This is a genomic window from Neobacillus sp. DFD-2R (assembly GCF_057747865.1).
This window is the reverse complement of record NZ_CM173228.1, coordinates 89731-105941: the sequence shown is the minus strand read 5'-3', so window position 1 is coordinate 105941 and position 16211 is coordinate 89731. Positions and strand designations below refer to the sequence as shown.

Sequence of the window (16211 nt, the reverse complement as noted above, 5' to 3'; positions counted from 1 at the left end):
CTTTTTTATTAAGTTCATGCTGCGATCTTGAATCGGGAATTCCGCCGACTTTCAGAATTATTCCGCGAGGTTTGACCGGAATTCTGCGAGTTTCTACCTTAATCCCGCCAATTCCCACGATATTTCCGCAAAAAGCCGTAAAAAAAGCCCCCTTCCACCTAAAGAAGGGAGCCTGAACCTTAAATTTACATTTTTTCAGGAGCCGAAACGCCAATTAGCTCAAGTGCATTTCGTAACGTGATTTGCACTGCCTTGACCAACGCGAGGCGGGCCCCGGTACGCTCCGGATATTCGCTGTCGAGCACCTTTTCTGCATTATAGAAGCTGTGGAACGTCGACGCAAGTTCAAAGATATAATTTGTGATGCGATGCGGCACACGCTTCACCGCTGCTTCACTAACAGCTTGCGGAAACTCGCCCAGCTTCTTCAATAGGTCCATTTCTTTCTCCGATTGGATTAATGCAAAATTTGCATCCTGCTCCACCCTAACACCTTGTTCCTCACCTTGGCGCAAAATGCTGGAAATCCGTGCGTGCGCATACTGTGCATAGTAAACAGGATTTTCATTGGACTCAGAAACGGCTAAATCCAAATCAAAGTCCATATGAGTGTCCGAGCTGCGCATCGCAAAGAAGTAACGCACCGCGTCGAGGCCGACCTCATCGACCAAATCACGCATGGTTACAGCTTTACCGGTCCGCTTGCTCATTTTCATTTTTTCACCGTCTTTATAAAGATGGACAAGCTGGATAATTTCGACCTCGAGGGCATCCTTATCATAGCCTAATGACTGAATCGCCGCCTTCATCCTTGGTATATAGCCGTGATGATCCGCACCCCAAATATTGATTAATTTTTCAAAGCCGCGGTCAAGCTTGTCCTTATGATAGGCAATATCAGGCGTCAAATATGTGTAAGAGCCGTCCTGCTTGATTAGCACGCGGTCCTTGTCGTCGCCGAAATCGGTAGAACGGAGCCATGTTGCGCCCTCTTCATCGTAAATATAGCCGCTCGCACGTAAAGCCTTCAAAGCCTCATCAATTTTGCCATTTTTATAAAGGGACGTTTCCGAGTACCATACATCAAAGGCCACGCGGAATTCGGCAAGGTCCCTTTTCAGCTTTTCCATTTCATACTTCAGGCCGTACTCGCGGAAAAATTCAAACCGTTCCTCATCCGAAACGTTCACATATTTACCGCCAAATTCTTCGGCCAAGGCTTTACCGATGCCGATAATATCCGCACCATGGTAGCCATCCTCGGGCATGTCTTTCTCAAGACCAAGCGCCTGGAAATAACGCGCCTCTACAGAAAGTGCGAGATTGTTTATTTGGTTTCCGGCGTCGTTAATATAGTATTCGCGGGACACATCATAGCCCGCCTTTGCCAAAATATTGCAAAGTGAATCGCCGACGGCGGCACCGCGGGCATGTCCAAGGTGCAGGTCGCCTGTTGGATTCGCGGACACGAACTCAACTTGAATCTTTTGCCTGTTGCCCGCTTGCGTCTCCCCATACTTTTCTCCTGCTTTAAGGACCGTCGGAATCAGCTCCGTTAAATAGCTATTATCCATGTAAAAATTGATAAATCCGGGACCGGCTAATTCAATTTTTTCAATTGATGCTTTCGAACGGTCAAAATTGCTCACCAAAGCTTCCGCAATCATTCTTGGTGCCTTCTTGGCCACACGTGCAAGCTGCATTGCCATATTAGTAGAGTAATCGCCATGGGCCTTTTCCTTAGGGATTTCAAGAATCACATCAGGAATCTGATCCTCAGTCGCCAGCTCTGCCTTCAACACCGCTGCCTTAATTTCTTCCTTTATTTTACTTTGGACTTGTTCAACAATATTCATTTTCTATCCTCCTGAAAGGTAATTTCTAAATGGTATGTACCTGCCTGACTTCCTTGCATCGAAAAATCGTAAAGAATATCGATAGCACCATCTGAATGTTCAATCCGTTTCGCTGCAGTCGTCGTCTCAAATCGGCCAAACGGCATCTCATAGCTGCCCTTCACCTTCTTACCTAATCTAAAAGGCAATCGCATTTTCACCGCGCCGCTTCGTAAAATCAACGCTTCATCAGCAGTCACTTTGACAATTGTACGAACGCTTCCCTCTTCCGTCACTTCCTCATACTGAAGAAAAGCAGCATTGTTTTTTTTATAATAGCGACCAAATACCGTCAACTCAAAACTATCCTGTTGATCAATGGTCGTTTTCACCTTGATTTTTACGGGTATTTCAGGGATCGACAAACGAACAGCACTCCCTTATTTTTTTCTTTATAAAAAGGAACTCAGTAAAGCTCTTCTAAATTGTTATCATCCTACTCTTTTCTTCGAGCTCCCGAAGACGCTTTATCTATTATAACCATTTAGTCGTAACAATTCAAAAGGTGCCTATCCATAAGCGGAATAGGCACCAAAAAGAATCTATTTTACCCAGCCGAGAATCATTTCACGGATTAATTTGCTGGCAGTGTTTGCTGTTTGCTCAGAAGGATCGTAAATTGGCGCCACTTCAACTAGGTCGCCGCCGACCACGTTCACACCGGAGCGGGCAATTTCATGAATTGAAGCAAGCAGCTCTCTGGAGGTGATTCCGCCGCAATCAACTGTTCCTGTTCCAGGTGCATGTGCCGGGTCCAATACATCGATATCGATCGTTACATACACCGGACGGCCGACGAGATTTGGCAGGATCTCCTTCAATGGCTGGTGAACATCAAATTTCGAAATATGCATGCCCACGCTTTTCGCCCACTCAAATTCTTCCTTCATCCCGGAGCGGATTCCAAAAGAGTACACATTTTTCGGCCCGATTAACTCGGCAATTTTGCGAATTGGCGTCGAGTGAGACAACGGCTCACCTTCGTACTGCTCGCGCAAATCTGTATGGGCGTCCATATGGATAATCGCAAGATCCGGGTATTTCTTATAAACAGCCTTCATAACAGGCCAAGAAACTAAATGCTCGCCACCCATACCAAGCGGGAACTTCCCTGCATCGAGAAGCTTCGTGACAAACTCCTCAATCAAATCCAAACTTTTTTGGGGATTTCCGAATGGAAGCGGAATATCGCCCGCATCAAAATATTTAACATCCTCAAGCTCACGGTCGAGATAGGCGCTATACTCCTCAAGACCAATTGACACCTCGCGGATGCGGGTTGGACCAAAACGCGAACCCGGACGATAACTAACCGTCCAATCCATCGGCATCCCGTACAATACCGCCTTACTCTCTTCAAAACTCGGATGGCTCTTAATAAACACATTCCCCGAATACGCCTCATCAAAACGCATCATAAAACCTCCTTAATGGTGACAGGCACCGTTCGTGGACAAAACTCCGTTTTGTCCACACGGAATAGACAGTGCATGACAAACTTGCTTTATTTTACTAGATCGCCGACAAATTTAGGCAGTACGAAGGCTGCTTTGTGGAGTTCTTTTGTGTAGTATTTTGTTTCGATTTCGTGGAAGCGGTCTTCGCTTACTTCTAATGGATCGTATTTCTTTGAACCGATTGTGAATGCCCATAAACCGCTTGGGTATGTAGGGATGTTCGCTACATACAGACGGGTAATTGGGAAAATTTCCTTTACGTCTCTTTGCACGTTGCGGATTAATTCGGCTTTAAACCATGGATTGTCAGATTGTGCGACAAAGATTCCGTCTTCTTTCAATGCCTTTGAAATACCGGCGTAGAATCCTTTTGTAAATAGGTTTACTGCAGGACCGACCGGTTCCGTGGAGTCAACCATGATGACATCGTACTCGTTTTCGCTGTTTGCAATATGCATGAAGCCGTCGTCTACTTGAACATCAACACGCGGGTCATCTAGCATTCCTGCAATTTCAGGAAGAAACTTTTTAGAGTATTCAATTACTTTTCCATCAATATCAACAAGTGTCGCCTTTTTCACGCTTGGGTGCTTTAATACTTCACGGATAACTCCGCCATCGCCGCCGCCGACAACAAGGACGTTTTCAGGGTTTGGATGCGTAAATAACGGCACGTGTGCCACCATTTCGTGGTAAACAAATTCATCTCTTACGGATGTCATGACCATGTCGTCAAGTAAAAGCATGTTGCCCCACTCTTCTGTCTCAATCATATCAAGCTTTTGAAATTCCGTTTGCTCTGTATGTAAAGTCTTATTTACCTTCATTGTGATCCCAAAATTTTGGGTTTGCTTTTCTGTAAACCAAATTCCCATGTTCATCTTCCTTCCATCTTTATCTCATATTCACTCAAAACTAAAGGGGGATTGTCCCCACGATACATCAAAAGCATATGAATTAGTTTCATTTCATTTTTATACTACCCAAACTATTGAATTACAAACATGAGAAAAAGTCTAGTGGAATCTAGCAAATTTACAATTATTTTTTCATTTTCCTAAGGAAAATGTTTAAAACCGTTCCATTTTTTTCATACTACTACTAGAAGTTTTTTTAGAAACAGGAAAAACAAAGGGGTGATATTAGTGGAAATCATGACTGATCAAGGGTTTCGAAAAACAATAAAATATTTGCGTGCGTTAATCATCATCAGTTTGATAGGCATGATTTGTATGCTGATTCTCTTCTTTGGCGTTCTTGCCTATGCAAAGATATTAGGTGCACCGCCGCTCGCTGTTCCCCAATCGACCTTATTTTTTTCCGATGATGGAACGTTGATCGGTGAAAGCAATAGCGGCCAAAAGCGCTACTGGGTTCCTTTAGATGAAATTTCACCCAGCTTAGTGGATGCGACAATTTCGATTGAGGATAAGAATTTTTATGATCATAATGGCTTTGATTATAAACGAATTGCCGGTGCAATGATCGCCGATGTCCGGGCATTTGGAAAGGTGCAGGGCGCAAGCACCATTACACAGCAATACGCCCGGAACCTCTTCCTCGAACATGATAAAACATGGAAACGGAAGTTATCAGAGGCGTTTTATACGATCCGTCTCGAAATGAATTATTCCAAAAAAGATATTCTTGAAGGCTACCTTAACACGATTTATTACGGTAACGGTGCTTATGGTGTTCAAGCGGCCAGTCACTATTATTTTGGTAAGGATGCATCTAAATTAACCCTTGCCGAAGCTTCTATGCTTGCTGGGATTCCGAAAGGACCAGGGATATACTCGCCGCTTGTGTCGATGAAAAATGCCAAGACCCGCCAGTCGATTATTTTGCAGAGTATGGTGAAGAATGGCTACATTAAGGAAGAAACGGCAAGAGCAGCTGCCCAAAAGGCCCTTTCGATTGTGGGTGTGCATTCCAATCAAGAAGTGAAAGTGGCTCCCTATTTTCAGGATGCTGTAAAAAATGCCCTTAAAAACCAACTGCATTTAGATGACCGCACGATTACTCTCGGCGGTTTAAAAGTTTTTACAACACTTAACATCAAACAGCAGGAAGCAGCAGAAGAACAAGTGAAGAAATATGTGTCCAATACGTCGGAAATCGAAACTGCCTTAGTCGCCATGGATCCGAAAAATGGCTATGTCAAAGCAATGGTTGGCGGCAGGGACTATGGAAAAAGTCCATTCAACCGCGCTGTTCAGGCAATCAGACAGCCCGGCTCTACCATTAAACCAATCTTGTACTATGCCGCGCTAGGGCAAGGCTTTACGCCTTCCACGACCATGAGGAGTGAGTATACGACCTTCCATTTTGATGATGGAACTCCTGACTATACGCCGCATAATTTCAACAATAAATATGCAAACGGCGAAATCACTCTGGCCCAGGCACTTGCGGTATCTGATAATATTTTTGCCGTCAAAACGCACTTGTATTTAGGAGAAGAATCCTTAATTAATACCGCTAAGGAATTTGGGATTTCAACGAAGATGGCCAAGGTTCCATCGCTTGCACTGGGGACATCAGGTGTCCGCGTGATTGATATGGCCGGCGCTTACAGCCTGTTTGCCAACGGCGGGAAAAAAATAAATCCGACCTTGATAACAAAAGTCGAAGATTACAATGGAAATGTGATATACGAAAATGAACAAGCGGATGAACAGGTTTTGGATCCGGCAAAAGCCTATGTAATGACACAAATGTTGACGGGGATATTTGATCCGAAGCTAAACGGCTATGCAACGGTTACAGGTAGTACCGTGGCCAAGGACATTACTCGTCCGTATGCAGGAAAATCAGGCTCAACGGAAACGGACAGCTGGATGATCGGCTTTTCACCGCAGCTCGTTACTGCTGTATGGGCAGGCTACGATGTTGGAAAACCGATTGATCTAACAGCTGAAAAATCATATGCCAAAAACATTTGGGCCAATTTTATGGAGGAAGCCCTTAAGGGTAAGCCGGTTAAAGCGTTTAAGCCGCCAAAAGAAGGCGTTGTCGGCGTTTATGTTGACCCAACAAACGGCAAGCTTGCTACAGACGATTGTCCCGTTCGCCGGTATACCTACTTTGTTGCCGGCACAGAGCCGACGGAATATTGCACTGATCATCTAAAACGTTCCGACTCCGACCCATCCAAACAAAAGTCGGGTACTAAAGTGCCTTGGTACAAGCGGATCTTCAAATGGGGCAACTAGATTACCGGTCCCCATTGGATCAAACTTACCAACGTAACGCGGTCAGCCCCCAGCAAAGCCGCTTTACACGGACAAATGGAAAAGCTCCGGATTTTCATCCGGAGCTTTTCGTGTCCTAGTTTTACGTGTATTCACACTATTTAACTTTACCCATTTTCCAGAAAAACTACAAGAGAATACCAGTTTTAATTTTGAATATAATCGTACAAAATTTCTTATTCTGCCGATAAGCCTTTTTTCAATTCTTCAGATGAATTGTTCCAGAGGACATCATTGTGGCCGCGTAAAAAATCAGCTAATACTTTTTTCGATTTCTCATCCATTTGGTCAACGATAATATGGCGTTTTAGTGATTTATCCATGCGGTTCACGTGCTCCGGAAGTGATTTGTAACCACGGCGAATTTCGCGGTCAACGGTCATTTCACAGGCCGTCACCCCTGCATAATAGGGGCCCCGCTCATCCCGGTCAACCGTAACCCAGACAAGCCAGTACGGTTTGCCGTTTGGCACATCCTCTTTCACAGCAAGAAATTTAATCCCTTTCTCGACCGCACTTCTCGCGTGCATGGCGCCAACATCAATCTCCGCCTCACCGGCATCTACATCAATGATGACCGGTGAAACATTGTCAAGGCTCAGCGCACCCTTCCCGTAGCCGCGATGGCCATCTGTCGGGTCACTTTTTATAATATTAAAACCCACTTTTTTCTTTTTTTCTTCCATAGCTTTCATTACCCTCCTTGATTACCACTTTATAAGCATTCCTAGAAAAACAATTGATGAAAGAAATGATCTAATCCGCCCGCAATCCACGGAACCACTACAAAGAAAAACGGCTGTATCGTATAGCGATCGAGCGGTGTTATCACTAAAATTAAAAAAATGATGGACCCATAGGATTCATACTGCGTCATTTTTGCCCGAAGATTGTTCGAAACTAAATCTTCAATCACCCGGTATCCGTCCAATGGAGGAAACGGCAATAAATTAAAAATAAACAGAACAATATTTAATTGAATAAACAAGTTAAGAAATTCCTGAAAGTTATCAGTAAGCGCCATACCCGCTTTATCCAATCCGTACCAAATAATAAACCCAAGTGAAGCCAAAATTAAGTTGCTCAGTGGACCGGCAATGGAAACAAGAATTCCGGCAAGGCGCGGCTTTTTAAAAAAATGTCTGTTTACCGGTACAGGCCGGGCCCAGCCAAATCCCGCAATAAAAATTAACAACGTTCCAATCGGGTCTAAATGCTGAAGCGGATTTAACGTCAGGCGTCCTTGCTTTTTAGCCGTCATATCACCGAACTTATAAGCAACAAAAGCATGGGCAAATTCGTGAAACGTAAAAGCCACCATTAACGTAATCGCCACATAGGGAATCTCCCTTAATGGATATGCCAAGTTCAATACCGTATCCCCTTCCTTTACGGGCAACAAACGCACCGCTTAACTCTCTATTTTCAAACTTTCTTATTACAGCAGAACAGTGAAATCTATCCTATAAGTATACATGAAACCGTATGTAAAGTGAAAATGTTAACTGTAGCAACCGTCCTTGCACTTTTTTCTTTTTTGTGAAAAACTACTATCAGTTACATCAAAAGGAGGAATTAGAATGCCATATGTTACCGTAAAAATGATCGAAGGGCGTACTGAAGAGCAGAAAAAGGCGCTAGTTGAAAAAGTGACCGATGCTGTCAGCGAAACAACCGGTGCTCCAAAGGAAAAAGTCGTTGTTTTTATCGAGGAAATGTCCAAAAACCATTACGCAGTTGCCGGCGTAAGAGAGAGCGATAAATAAAACACAAAGGCTAAGCCCCTTATTGGAGTTTAGCCTTTTCTTTTAACGTTTCAATATAGTTATAGGCATCATCAATTTCCGCCTCTGTATAGCGCTGGCTGCTTTTTAACGTAAACACCTTGTTCGCCACTTCATTCTTTGCAAGATTATCAAAATATAAAACCGTCGAAACCAGCTCCAAAAATCTAGCATTTTGGCTGTTCATATCCTCCAGGCAATCTTGTAAAAATGGCATCTCAATCCCGTTTAAACTCAAAAACTCTTTTCCAGGCTCGGTCAGCGTGTAGCGATATTGAAAGTATCCGCCCTTTTTTTCCTTCACTTCATTCAAAAATCCCATATTACAAAGCTCTTCCACTCGTAACGTCAATTCCTCCGAATATGGACCGTAAAAATGGAACTGGAACCTCTCTTGAAAGGGAAAATCAACTTTTTTTGCAATATAAATCATCTTTTGCAGCTTTTTTCTCCCGATTATTTCACCGGAAACCAAAATGGCCTGCATCAGCTTCGCGTGATCACTTAACAATATTCGTCATCTCCTACTCATTCTAAACAGATCTCTCATGCAATTCCAGAAGGGCCCGAATTTGCTTCTTAACATTCTTTTTCGAAGAATCATCCTCAAGAAAATCAGCCGGATAATACAGCTTGTGATCGGTTCTCCTTTTCCCCGAAATCGCATCAACAATCTCCGACTCGCGGGAAAGCTCCTTCAACTCCCCGTTTTTCATCAGCAAATGAATCGGGAGCCGCTCCTCTTCCTCTCCGGGACGGTAAAAATCGTACGGCAAATCCGATGATGAATCGACAACTAAATAATATTCAGGGTCTATCCCTGCCTTTTTAAAAAGAGACGTCAGTTCGGCGAGCTTTTTGTATTCTTTTGCAGGATCGAATTCGGCATACTTGAACAGATTCCGATTCACAAAACGCCCGCAGAGGTCGCTGATGATCGGGTCTTTTTCCTCCTGCCAAATTTGAAAATAATATAAAATCACAGACTCATCTAATTTTAAATAGTCTTCTAATGTCACTTGTTCTGTAAAAAACGAGTAAAAGTGAAACGGCTCGTGTTTAAATGTATAGTTTTGCTCATATAAATGCTTGGCCCGGTGGAGGATTTTCGTCAAAATAACCTCTGCACCCCGGGACACAGGATGGAAATATACCTGCCAGTACATTTGGTAGCGGCTCATAATGTAATCCTCAACCGCATGCATTCCGCTCTTTTTAATCACAACCTGATCTTCAAGCGGCCGCATCACCCGTAAAATTCTTTCCATATCAAATTGTCCGTAGCTGACACCGGTAAAATAGGCATCCCTTTGCAAATAATCCATCCGATCAGCATCGATTTGGCTTGAAATTAAACTGATGACGAGCTTTTTTTCAGAGGTTTTCGCGATGACTTCGGCTACTTTTACAGGAAAATCAGGACTCACCTTTGTCAGTACTCCATTCACTTCGGTATTTCCTAAAATAATCGCGCGCGTGAAATCCTCATGGTCGAAGCCAAACACTTTTTCGAAGGAATGGGAAAAAGGACCGTGTCCCAAATCGTGGAGAAGGGCCGCACATAGGGTCAAGAGGCGCTCATTGCTGTTCCATTCCGGCCTGCCGTCAAAAACATCGTCGACGATGCGGCGGACAATCTCATAAACTCCGAGAGAATGGTTAAATCGGCTGTGTTCTGCCCCGTGAAAGGTCAAAAAGGTGGTTCCCAGCTGTTTGATCCGACGCAATCGCTGAAACTCTTTCGTCCCTATTAAATCCCAGATGACGCGGTCGCGAACGTGGACGTAGCGGTGCACGGGGTCTTTAAAAACTTTTTCTTCACTCAGTTTTTCCGCCGAATATGCCATTAGTAACCCTCTTCCTCTTTTACTATTTTCTATTATATCCCAAAATTCACCCGGTTTTCAGCAAAATTCTGCAGTAAATTTCGACATTCGGTTTACAAAAAAAAAGAAAATCACCTAGGTAGATTATCTAAGGTGACTACTTTATCTTTTTATTAATTTTCTCCATTAATTCCTCTTCGGTCAAGGCAGCTACCGGACGATTATTAACAAATGCAAAGGTCTTTTTCCGTCCTGGCCCGCAATAGGATTGGCAGCCGATTTTCACTTCGGCATCCGGATCAAGCTCTTTTAAGCGAGGGATTAATGTCTTTAAATTTACGGCCTGACAATCATCACAAACGCGAAATTCATTAGACATTCGTTACAACCCTTTCTACGGTCAATCTATTTACTATTCACTATTTTATCCAACTATTTTACGATTTAACTCCTTAGGTATTTTACATTTTCTTATCTTTGAATGCAAGGTACAACTGCATTAGTAAACTCTTTAAAAAAATCTACTATCCTTGCAACCATTTTGGTATAAAGCTTGAAAAACTTGTCCATCATAAGACTAGAACTTTTAAAAACTTGCCGGAATTGGAGCCGGCACAGTTAATCGTAACTATTTTAAGGGAGTTGATAAAATGAAAGTTCGTCAAGATGCATGGACAGATGAAAACGATCTACTTTTGGCCGAGACAGTCCTGCGCCATGTAAGAGAAGGCAGTACGCAGCTAAATGCTTTCGAGGAGGTTGGGGATAAGCTAAACCGGACTTCTGCAGCCTGTGGCTTCAGATGGAATGCAGTAGTGCGCCACCGCTATGAAAAAGCGTTGCAATTATCGAAAAAACAGCGGAAACAACGACAAAGAATTTTAGGAAAAGATCAAGGCGGAAAGAAAAAATTACTTTACAATCCACCGGTAACGGGCACGGAAGAATTGGAAGTAATTCCAATGCAAGGCGAAATGCCTTTAGAGACAGTCGAAATGTCCGATCTGACAACAGAGGCGGCTGCAGAAACATATGTAAAACCCGTTGCGCAAAGCTACAGACCATCTGCTGCAGGTCTTTCACTTGATAATGTAATTGATTATTTGCAAAACTTTAATCATTCCAATCTGCAAAATGAAGCACTAAAAAGTGAGAATGAAAGATTGAAGAGAGAAATTGCCGAATTACGCAAGCAAAATGAAGAAATGGCAGCAAAAATTGAGGGACTTGAGCAAAACTCCGAAACCATTCAGGAAGATTACGAGACCTTAATGAAAATCATGAACCGTGCCAGAAAGCTTGTTTTATTTGAAGAAGAAGAGCGTCCGGCTACGAAATTCAAAATGGACCGTAACGGAAACCTGGAAAAAGTAGCTGAATAAGAAAAGCGGAAGCACCCCGTTTAGCGTACGACAGGACCGGAGCGCTTCGACTGAGATAAAGGAAACACGGAGAGCAAAGCGATTCGATGTTAACTTATCGGAGGGAGAAGAGCGAAGTACATTAGCCGCCGGGCGCTGCAGCTAGACAATTCTCAAAGTTCAATCATTTTCTATTTATTTGAGAGAGAAGCCTTGGGAGAAGAGAAAAAGCACAGCATCTCGTTTATAAAAAAAACCGTAAATCCCTCCGGGCTTACGGTTTTTTACATTTCTTTCATTTTTTCATTTCGTTCAATAACCCGCTGATAATAACCGGGAAATAATTCAAGCTCATATTCATTTAACTGCCCCGCGTAGAGAAAATCGCTGCCCATTTTTAACTGCTGTAATAGCCGCAGCATCACGTCCGCGATTGTAAGGTCTTGACCAAGCAACTCCGACAGGGAGGCCATTACCTCCGGAACAATTTCCGGAAATACAAATTTCGTTTGTTCACCGTTTTTGGCAATCTCGTAAAATTGCTTTACCAGGTGAGCCCGAGCGCTGCCACTGCCATTAACACAAAGGTAAATCTGGACGGCGACACCTTTTTTCAACCTGCGCTGAGAGATGCCGGCAAATTTTTTACCATTAATACTTAAATCGTAGCTTCCGGGACAATAAGAACCGACGATTTCCCGTGCCTCAATCTGTTTATTGAAGTCGGCAAACATATTTTGGATTAACAGCCACATTGTATCGTAGCCTCGGTTTATATCAATTCCTTTTTCCGTTTCCGGTAAAATCAAAGAAATATTGAGGACCCCTTCATCAAGAACAACTGCCAAACCGCCTGAATTCCTAACAATAGACTGATAGCCCTGTTCCGTCAGAAATTGAATCCCGTCTTTTAAGAATGGCAGTTTTGTATCTTGTATTCCCAGCACCACAGTGTTGTGGTGAACCCATGTACGCGCTGTAGCCGGTGCTTTATCTGCTCCAACCGAGGCACACAAAGTATCATCCGTACCAAATGACTGTAATGCTTGAAAATGAATGCCCACCGCAGACTGATCGATAATTCGCCATTGCGGCTGACGCAGCAAACCTTCCATGTGATTAACTCCTTAGCGATTGATGTATTTATTTTAACATAAGGCTCTGTTAAATTTGCCTGTTGATTTCCGCTCCAGGCACTCGCTTTCCGCGGGCGGTCGGGAGCCTCCTCAAGCATTAAGCCTGCGGGGTCTCCCTTGACCTGCTTTTCCCGCAGGACATTGAATAAGCTTCCACGAATACTCACCGCACGAAGAAAATGCGATAGCATTTTCGAGGAGTCTCGCGCCTTCCGCTCCAATCAACATTTTGAGTTAATTCAACAATGAGCATTAACATAGCTAAAAAGACCGGCCCAACCGGACCGGCTCTTCAATGATTATAATCCTTGCCCTGCAGTAATCAATGCAAGCTTGTAGACATCTTCTTCGTTACAGCCGCGGGAAAGATCGTTTACCGGACGATTCAATCCTTGCAGGATAGGACCTACCGCTTCAAATCCGCCTAAGCGCTGGGCAATTTTATAGCCGATATTTCCTGCTTCAAGGCTCGGGAAAACAAATACATTCGCATCCCCTTGAATTGGCGAATCCGGTGCCTTGCTTTTGGCTACAGATGGAACGAATGCCGCATCGAATTGGAACTCACCGTCTAAAACAAGTGATGGATCACGGCGTTTTGCTTCAGCCACTGCTTCCGCCACTTTTTCCGTTTCAGGTGATTTAGCTGAACCCTTTGTTGAAAAGCTGAGCATCGCCACGCGCGGCTCGATATCAAACATGTTCGCTGTTTTCGAACTTTCAATCGCAATTTCCGCTAAATCATTGCTATCCGGCGCAATATTAATGGCACAATCCGCGAAAACATATTTTTCATCGCCGCGAACCATGATAAATACACCGGATGTTTTCGAAACGCCTTGTTTTGTTTTAATGATTTGCAATGCAGGGCGAACGGTATCCGCCGTGGAGTGAGCCGCACCGCTGACAAGACCGTTTGCTTTATTTAAATAAACCAGCATTGTACCAAAGTAATTTTCATCTAATAAAATTTTGCGGGCATCTTCCTCAGTTGCTTTGCCTTTGCGGCGATCGACAAATGCCGCTACAAGCTCTTCCATTCCCGCAAAGCTGTTTGGATCATATATTTCAGCCGCATCTAAAGAGACGCCAAGCTCTAGTGCCTTTGCTTGAATCTGTTCAATGTTTCCGATAAGAATCGGTGTCAATAGTTTTTCCTCAGCAAGACGGCCTGCTGCTTTTAAAATCCGCTCATCTAATCCTTCCGGAAAAACAATTTTCAATTCACGGCCTGAAATTTTTTGTTTTAATCCTTCAAATAAGTCACTCACGTTTAAATCCTCCCTTAATAAATCTACCTCTACTAGCATACTTTACCTGTATAAAAATTCAAGGATATCCCTCACAGATAGCGGTTACATTAAAATGTTTTTGTTTTCAAAAAATTTCATTTCATTTTCACTAGTTTTTACTATTTACTACTTTTTTAAAATTATCCATTTCTCACTAGGTCAGGTGTTTTATTCAGGCATCACTTGGTCAAACTATGTTATAGTTATGATTGTTAATAAGGAGAATTATTATTTAGGAGTGATTATAATGAGTGAAGCAGCGCAAACGCTTGACGGCTGGTATTGTTTGCACGATTTCCGTACGGTTGATTGGACTACATGGAAAATGCTCTCAAGCGACGAACGCCAAGCAGCAATCCACGAGTTTTTAAGTCTAGTTGAAAAGTGGAACGCGACGCAGGAGCGTAAAGAAGGCAGCCATGCTTTATATACAATCGTTGGTCAAAAAGCTGATTTTATGATGATGATATTACGTCCGACAATGGAAGAACTCAATCAAATTGAAACAGAGTTTAACAAAACGAAACTGGCGGAATTTACTATTCCTGCTCATTCCTATGTTTCCGTAGTGGAACTAAGCAACTACTTACCGGCAGGTGAGGATCCATACCAAAATCCGCAAATCCTGGCCCGGCTTTATCCAACGCTTCCAAAAACAAAGCATGTTTGCTTCTATCCAATGGATAAGCGTCGTCAAGGCAATGATAACTGGTACATGCTGCCGATGGAAGAGCGCCGCAACATGATGCGCAGCCATGGAATGATTGGCCGTACATATGCAGGTAAGGTAAAGCAAATCATCACAGGGTCAGTTGGTTTTGATGACTATGAATGGGGTGTTACCCTTTTTGCGGAAGATGTCCTTCAATTTAAAAAGCTTATTTATGAAATGCGTTTTGATGAAGTCAGTGCCCGATATGGTGAATTCGGAGCTTTCTTTGTTGGGAACCTATTAGAAGAAGAACGGGTTCCAAGCTTTCTTCATGTCTAGGCCCTTTCTCCAAAAAGTTCTCAGTCGATGCTGGGGACTTTTTTCTTTTCCCCTCTGCTCAAGTCATATATTCGTACATTCCCTCATACTATTTAAACAGCGAGTCTAAGCAATAGCTCCGATGGATCTCATCAAAGAGAGGTGAGGATGGGGATTATTCCTTCGCCACTTTAACCATTTGGGGGTTAAAGGAGTATTTATAGAATGTTGGGCCAGATGTTTACTTCATTTTTTTAGGAGGGAAAAAGATGAGTCAATATTATAATCCACAAGGTTTTCAGCCTTACCCTGGAGCGGGTGCACAACAGGAAGCTCAGCCTTATTTAAGGCAGCAACCGTATTATCCCGCCACACCGACGTTTCCACCGGCGGGGGCCGTACCGCAAGCTCCGGCTTCAAGTGCCGGTCAATTGCCCGGTCAGCTGCCAATCGAGCAATCCTATATTGAAAATATTCTCCGTTTAAACAAAGGAAAATTGGTCACTGTTTATGCGACCTTCGAGGGCAATAGCCAGTGGAATGCCAAAACCTTTAAAGGGATTATCGAAGCAGCAGGAAGAGATCATGTTATCTTAAGCGATCCGCAATCAGGTACACGTTATCTCATTCCGATGGTTGCCGTCGATTACATTACCTTTAGTGAAGAAATTGAGTATGAATATCCATATGGAAGTTCTCCCGGTTTAGGTACTTATCCACCTAGATAAAACATAGAAAGGCATGGGACTTTGCCTATGCCTTTTTATGTTTTTATAAATGTTTAACCGCACCAATAACAATGAGGATCCAAGCCGCTAAAAAGCTAACCCCGCCTAGAGGCGTAATGGCGCCCAAAATGCCGATTTTTGTAACGCTTAAAATGTACAAGCTGCCGCTAAAGAGGATAATTCCAATTAACATCAGCCATCCGGACCATGTGAATAGCGAGCTGCCGGCAACTTTGCCAAGAATAAGGCCGATGACTAGAATGCCTGTCGCATGGAACATTTGATAGGTGACGCCCGTTTTCCATATCTCCAAATACTTTGGTCCTAACTTATCTGCAAGGCCGTGTGCCCCAAAGGCACCAAGGGCGACTGCCAAAAAGGCATTAATCGCGCCAATAATAATAAAAACCTTCATGTTCTCTCACCTTTCTTTGTCCAGCTTCCGCGCCAAGCCCCTCGAGGTCATAAGCCAATCCCTTTCAGAAGGCAAAAAGAGCGCCTTCTTACA

The 16211-nt window shown here is 43.4% G+C and carries 17 protein-coding genes; 5 read left to right on the top strand and 12 right to left on the bottom strand.

The genetic code is table 11. The annotated features are described in order from the left end of the window. Positions 1–185 precede the first annotated feature (185 nt). The 4 genes from argS to speE all read right to left on the bottom strand — a co-directional run bounded on the left by argS (position 186) and on the right by speE (position 4227). On the bottom strand, positions 186–1856 hold the full coding sequence (gene argS / locus AC3ANV_RS00550; RefSeq protein WP_488311764.1) for an arginine--tRNA ligase: 1671 nt from the start codon (positions 1854–1856) through the stop codon (positions 186–188). Continuing rightward, the gene (locus AC3ANV_RS00545) at positions 1853–2260 is read right to left on the bottom strand and encodes a YwiB family protein (RefSeq protein ID WP_488311763.1); all 408 of its coding nucleotides are present in this window, start codon (positions 2258–2260) and stop codon (positions 1853–1855) included. Before AC3ANV_RS00545 ends, argS begins: the two co-directional genes overlap by 4 nt. A 177-nt stretch (positions 2261–2437) precedes the next feature. Next, the gene (speB, locus tag AC3ANV_RS00540) at positions 2438–3310 is read right to left on the bottom strand and encodes an agmatinase (RefSeq protein ID WP_488314356.1); all 873 of its coding nucleotides are present in this window, start codon (positions 3308–3310) and stop codon (positions 2438–2440) included. A gap of 89 nt (positions 3311–3399) precedes the next feature. After that, positions 3400–4227: a spermidine synthase gene (gene speE, locus AC3ANV_RS00535; RefSeq protein WP_488314355.1), complete on the bottom strand. Its 828-nt coding sequence runs from the start codon at positions 4225–4227 to the stop codon at positions 3400–3402. Positions 4228–4497: 270 nt separating this feature from the next. Here speE and AC3ANV_RS00530 point away from each other — a divergent pair, with 270 nt between their 5' ends. Beyond that, positions 4498–6567 carry a transglycosylase domain-containing protein gene (locus AC3ANV_RS00530; RefSeq protein ID WP_488311762.1) on the top strand — a complete coding sequence of 690 codons (2070 nt, stop codon included), beginning with the start codon at positions 4498–4500 and terminating at the stop codon, positions 6565–6567. Between the two features lie 215 nt (positions 6568–6782). On the opposite strand, the gene AC3ANV_RS00525 is transcribed toward AC3ANV_RS00530, so the two are convergent. After that, positions 6783–7292, bottom strand: coding sequence for a YwhD family protein (locus AC3ANV_RS00525; RefSeq protein ID WP_488311761.1), 510 nt, complete (start codon positions 7290–7292; stop codon positions 6783–6785). A gap of 41 nt (positions 7293–7333) precedes the next feature. Beyond that, entirely contained in the window at positions 7334–7927 is a 594-nt protein-coding gene (locus AC3ANV_RS00520; RefSeq protein ID WP_488314354.1) for a site-2 protease family protein, read from the bottom strand. A 259-nt stretch (positions 7928–8186) separates the two neighbouring features. Between AC3ANV_RS00520 and thmT the strand changes: the two genes are divergently transcribed. After that, on the top strand, positions 8187–8372 hold the full coding sequence (thmT, locus tag AC3ANV_RS00515; protein ID WP_488311760.1) for a 2-hydroxymuconate tautomerase: 186 nt from the start codon (positions 8187–8189) through the stop codon (positions 8370–8372). A 19-nt stretch (positions 8373–8391) separates the two neighbouring features. On the opposite strand, the gene AC3ANV_RS00510 is transcribed toward thmT, so the two are convergent. From AC3ANV_RS00510 to AC3ANV_RS00500, 3 genes are all read right to left on the bottom strand, one after another. Beyond that, positions 8392–8901: a YwgA family protein gene (locus tag AC3ANV_RS00510; RefSeq protein WP_488311759.1), complete on the bottom strand. Its 510-nt coding sequence runs from the start codon at positions 8899–8901 to the stop codon at positions 8392–8394. 22 nt (positions 8902–8923) lie between these two features. Further along, positions 8924–10237, bottom strand: a complete 1314-nt coding sequence (locus AC3ANV_RS00505) for an HD domain-containing protein (protein ID WP_488311758.1) — start codon at positions 10235–10237, stop codon at positions 8924–8926. 136 nt (positions 10238–10373) lie between these two features. Then, the gene (locus AC3ANV_RS00500) at positions 10374–10595 is read right to left on the bottom strand and encodes a YuzB family protein (RefSeq protein WP_488311757.1); all 222 of its coding nucleotides are present in this window, start codon (positions 10593–10595) and stop codon (positions 10374–10376) included. A 271-nt stretch (positions 10596–10866) separates the two neighbouring features. Between AC3ANV_RS00500 and AC3ANV_RS00495 the strand changes: the two genes are divergently transcribed. Further along, positions 10867–11598, top strand: coding sequence for an RsfA family transcriptional regulator (locus tag AC3ANV_RS00495; RefSeq protein ID WP_488311756.1), 732 nt, complete (start codon positions 10867–10869; stop codon positions 11596–11598). A gap of 263 nt (positions 11599–11861) precedes the next feature. Here AC3ANV_RS00495 and lipL read toward each other — a convergent pair whose 3' ends face one another. Next, positions 11862–12692 carry an octanoyl-[GcvH]:protein N-octanoyltransferase gene (gene lipL / locus AC3ANV_RS00490; protein WP_488311755.1) on the bottom strand — a complete coding sequence of 277 codons (831 nt, stop codon included), beginning with the start codon at positions 12690–12692 and terminating at the stop codon, positions 11862–11864. Between the two features lie 320 nt (positions 12693–13012). Next, positions 13013–13984 carry a phosphate acetyltransferase gene (pta, locus tag AC3ANV_RS00485; RefSeq protein ID WP_488311754.1) on the bottom strand — a complete coding sequence of 324 codons (972 nt, stop codon included), beginning with the start codon at positions 13982–13984 and terminating at the stop codon, positions 13013–13015. A 268-nt stretch (positions 13985–14252) separates the two neighbouring features. Between pta and hemQ the strand changes: the two genes are divergently transcribed. Both hemQ and gerQ read left to right on the top strand, forming a co-directional pair. After that, positions 14253–14996, top strand: coding sequence for a hydrogen peroxide-dependent heme synthase (gene hemQ / locus AC3ANV_RS00480; protein ID WP_488311753.1), 744 nt, complete (start codon positions 14253–14255; stop codon positions 14994–14996). 248 nt (positions 14997–15244) lie between these two features. Next, a complete protein-coding gene (gerQ, locus tag AC3ANV_RS00475) occupies positions 15245–15703 on the top strand; it encodes a spore coat protein GerQ (RefSeq protein WP_488311752.1) in 459 nt (152 codons plus the stop codon). 43 nt (positions 15704–15746) lie between these two features. Here the strand turns inward: gerQ and AC3ANV_RS00470 are convergent, their stop codons facing one another. Continuing rightward, positions 15747–16118 carry a DUF423 domain-containing protein gene (locus tag AC3ANV_RS00470; RefSeq protein ID WP_488311751.1) on the bottom strand — a complete coding sequence of 124 codons (372 nt, stop codon included), beginning with the start codon at positions 16116–16118 and terminating at the stop codon, positions 15747–15749. Positions 16119–16211 lie beyond the last annotated feature (93 nt).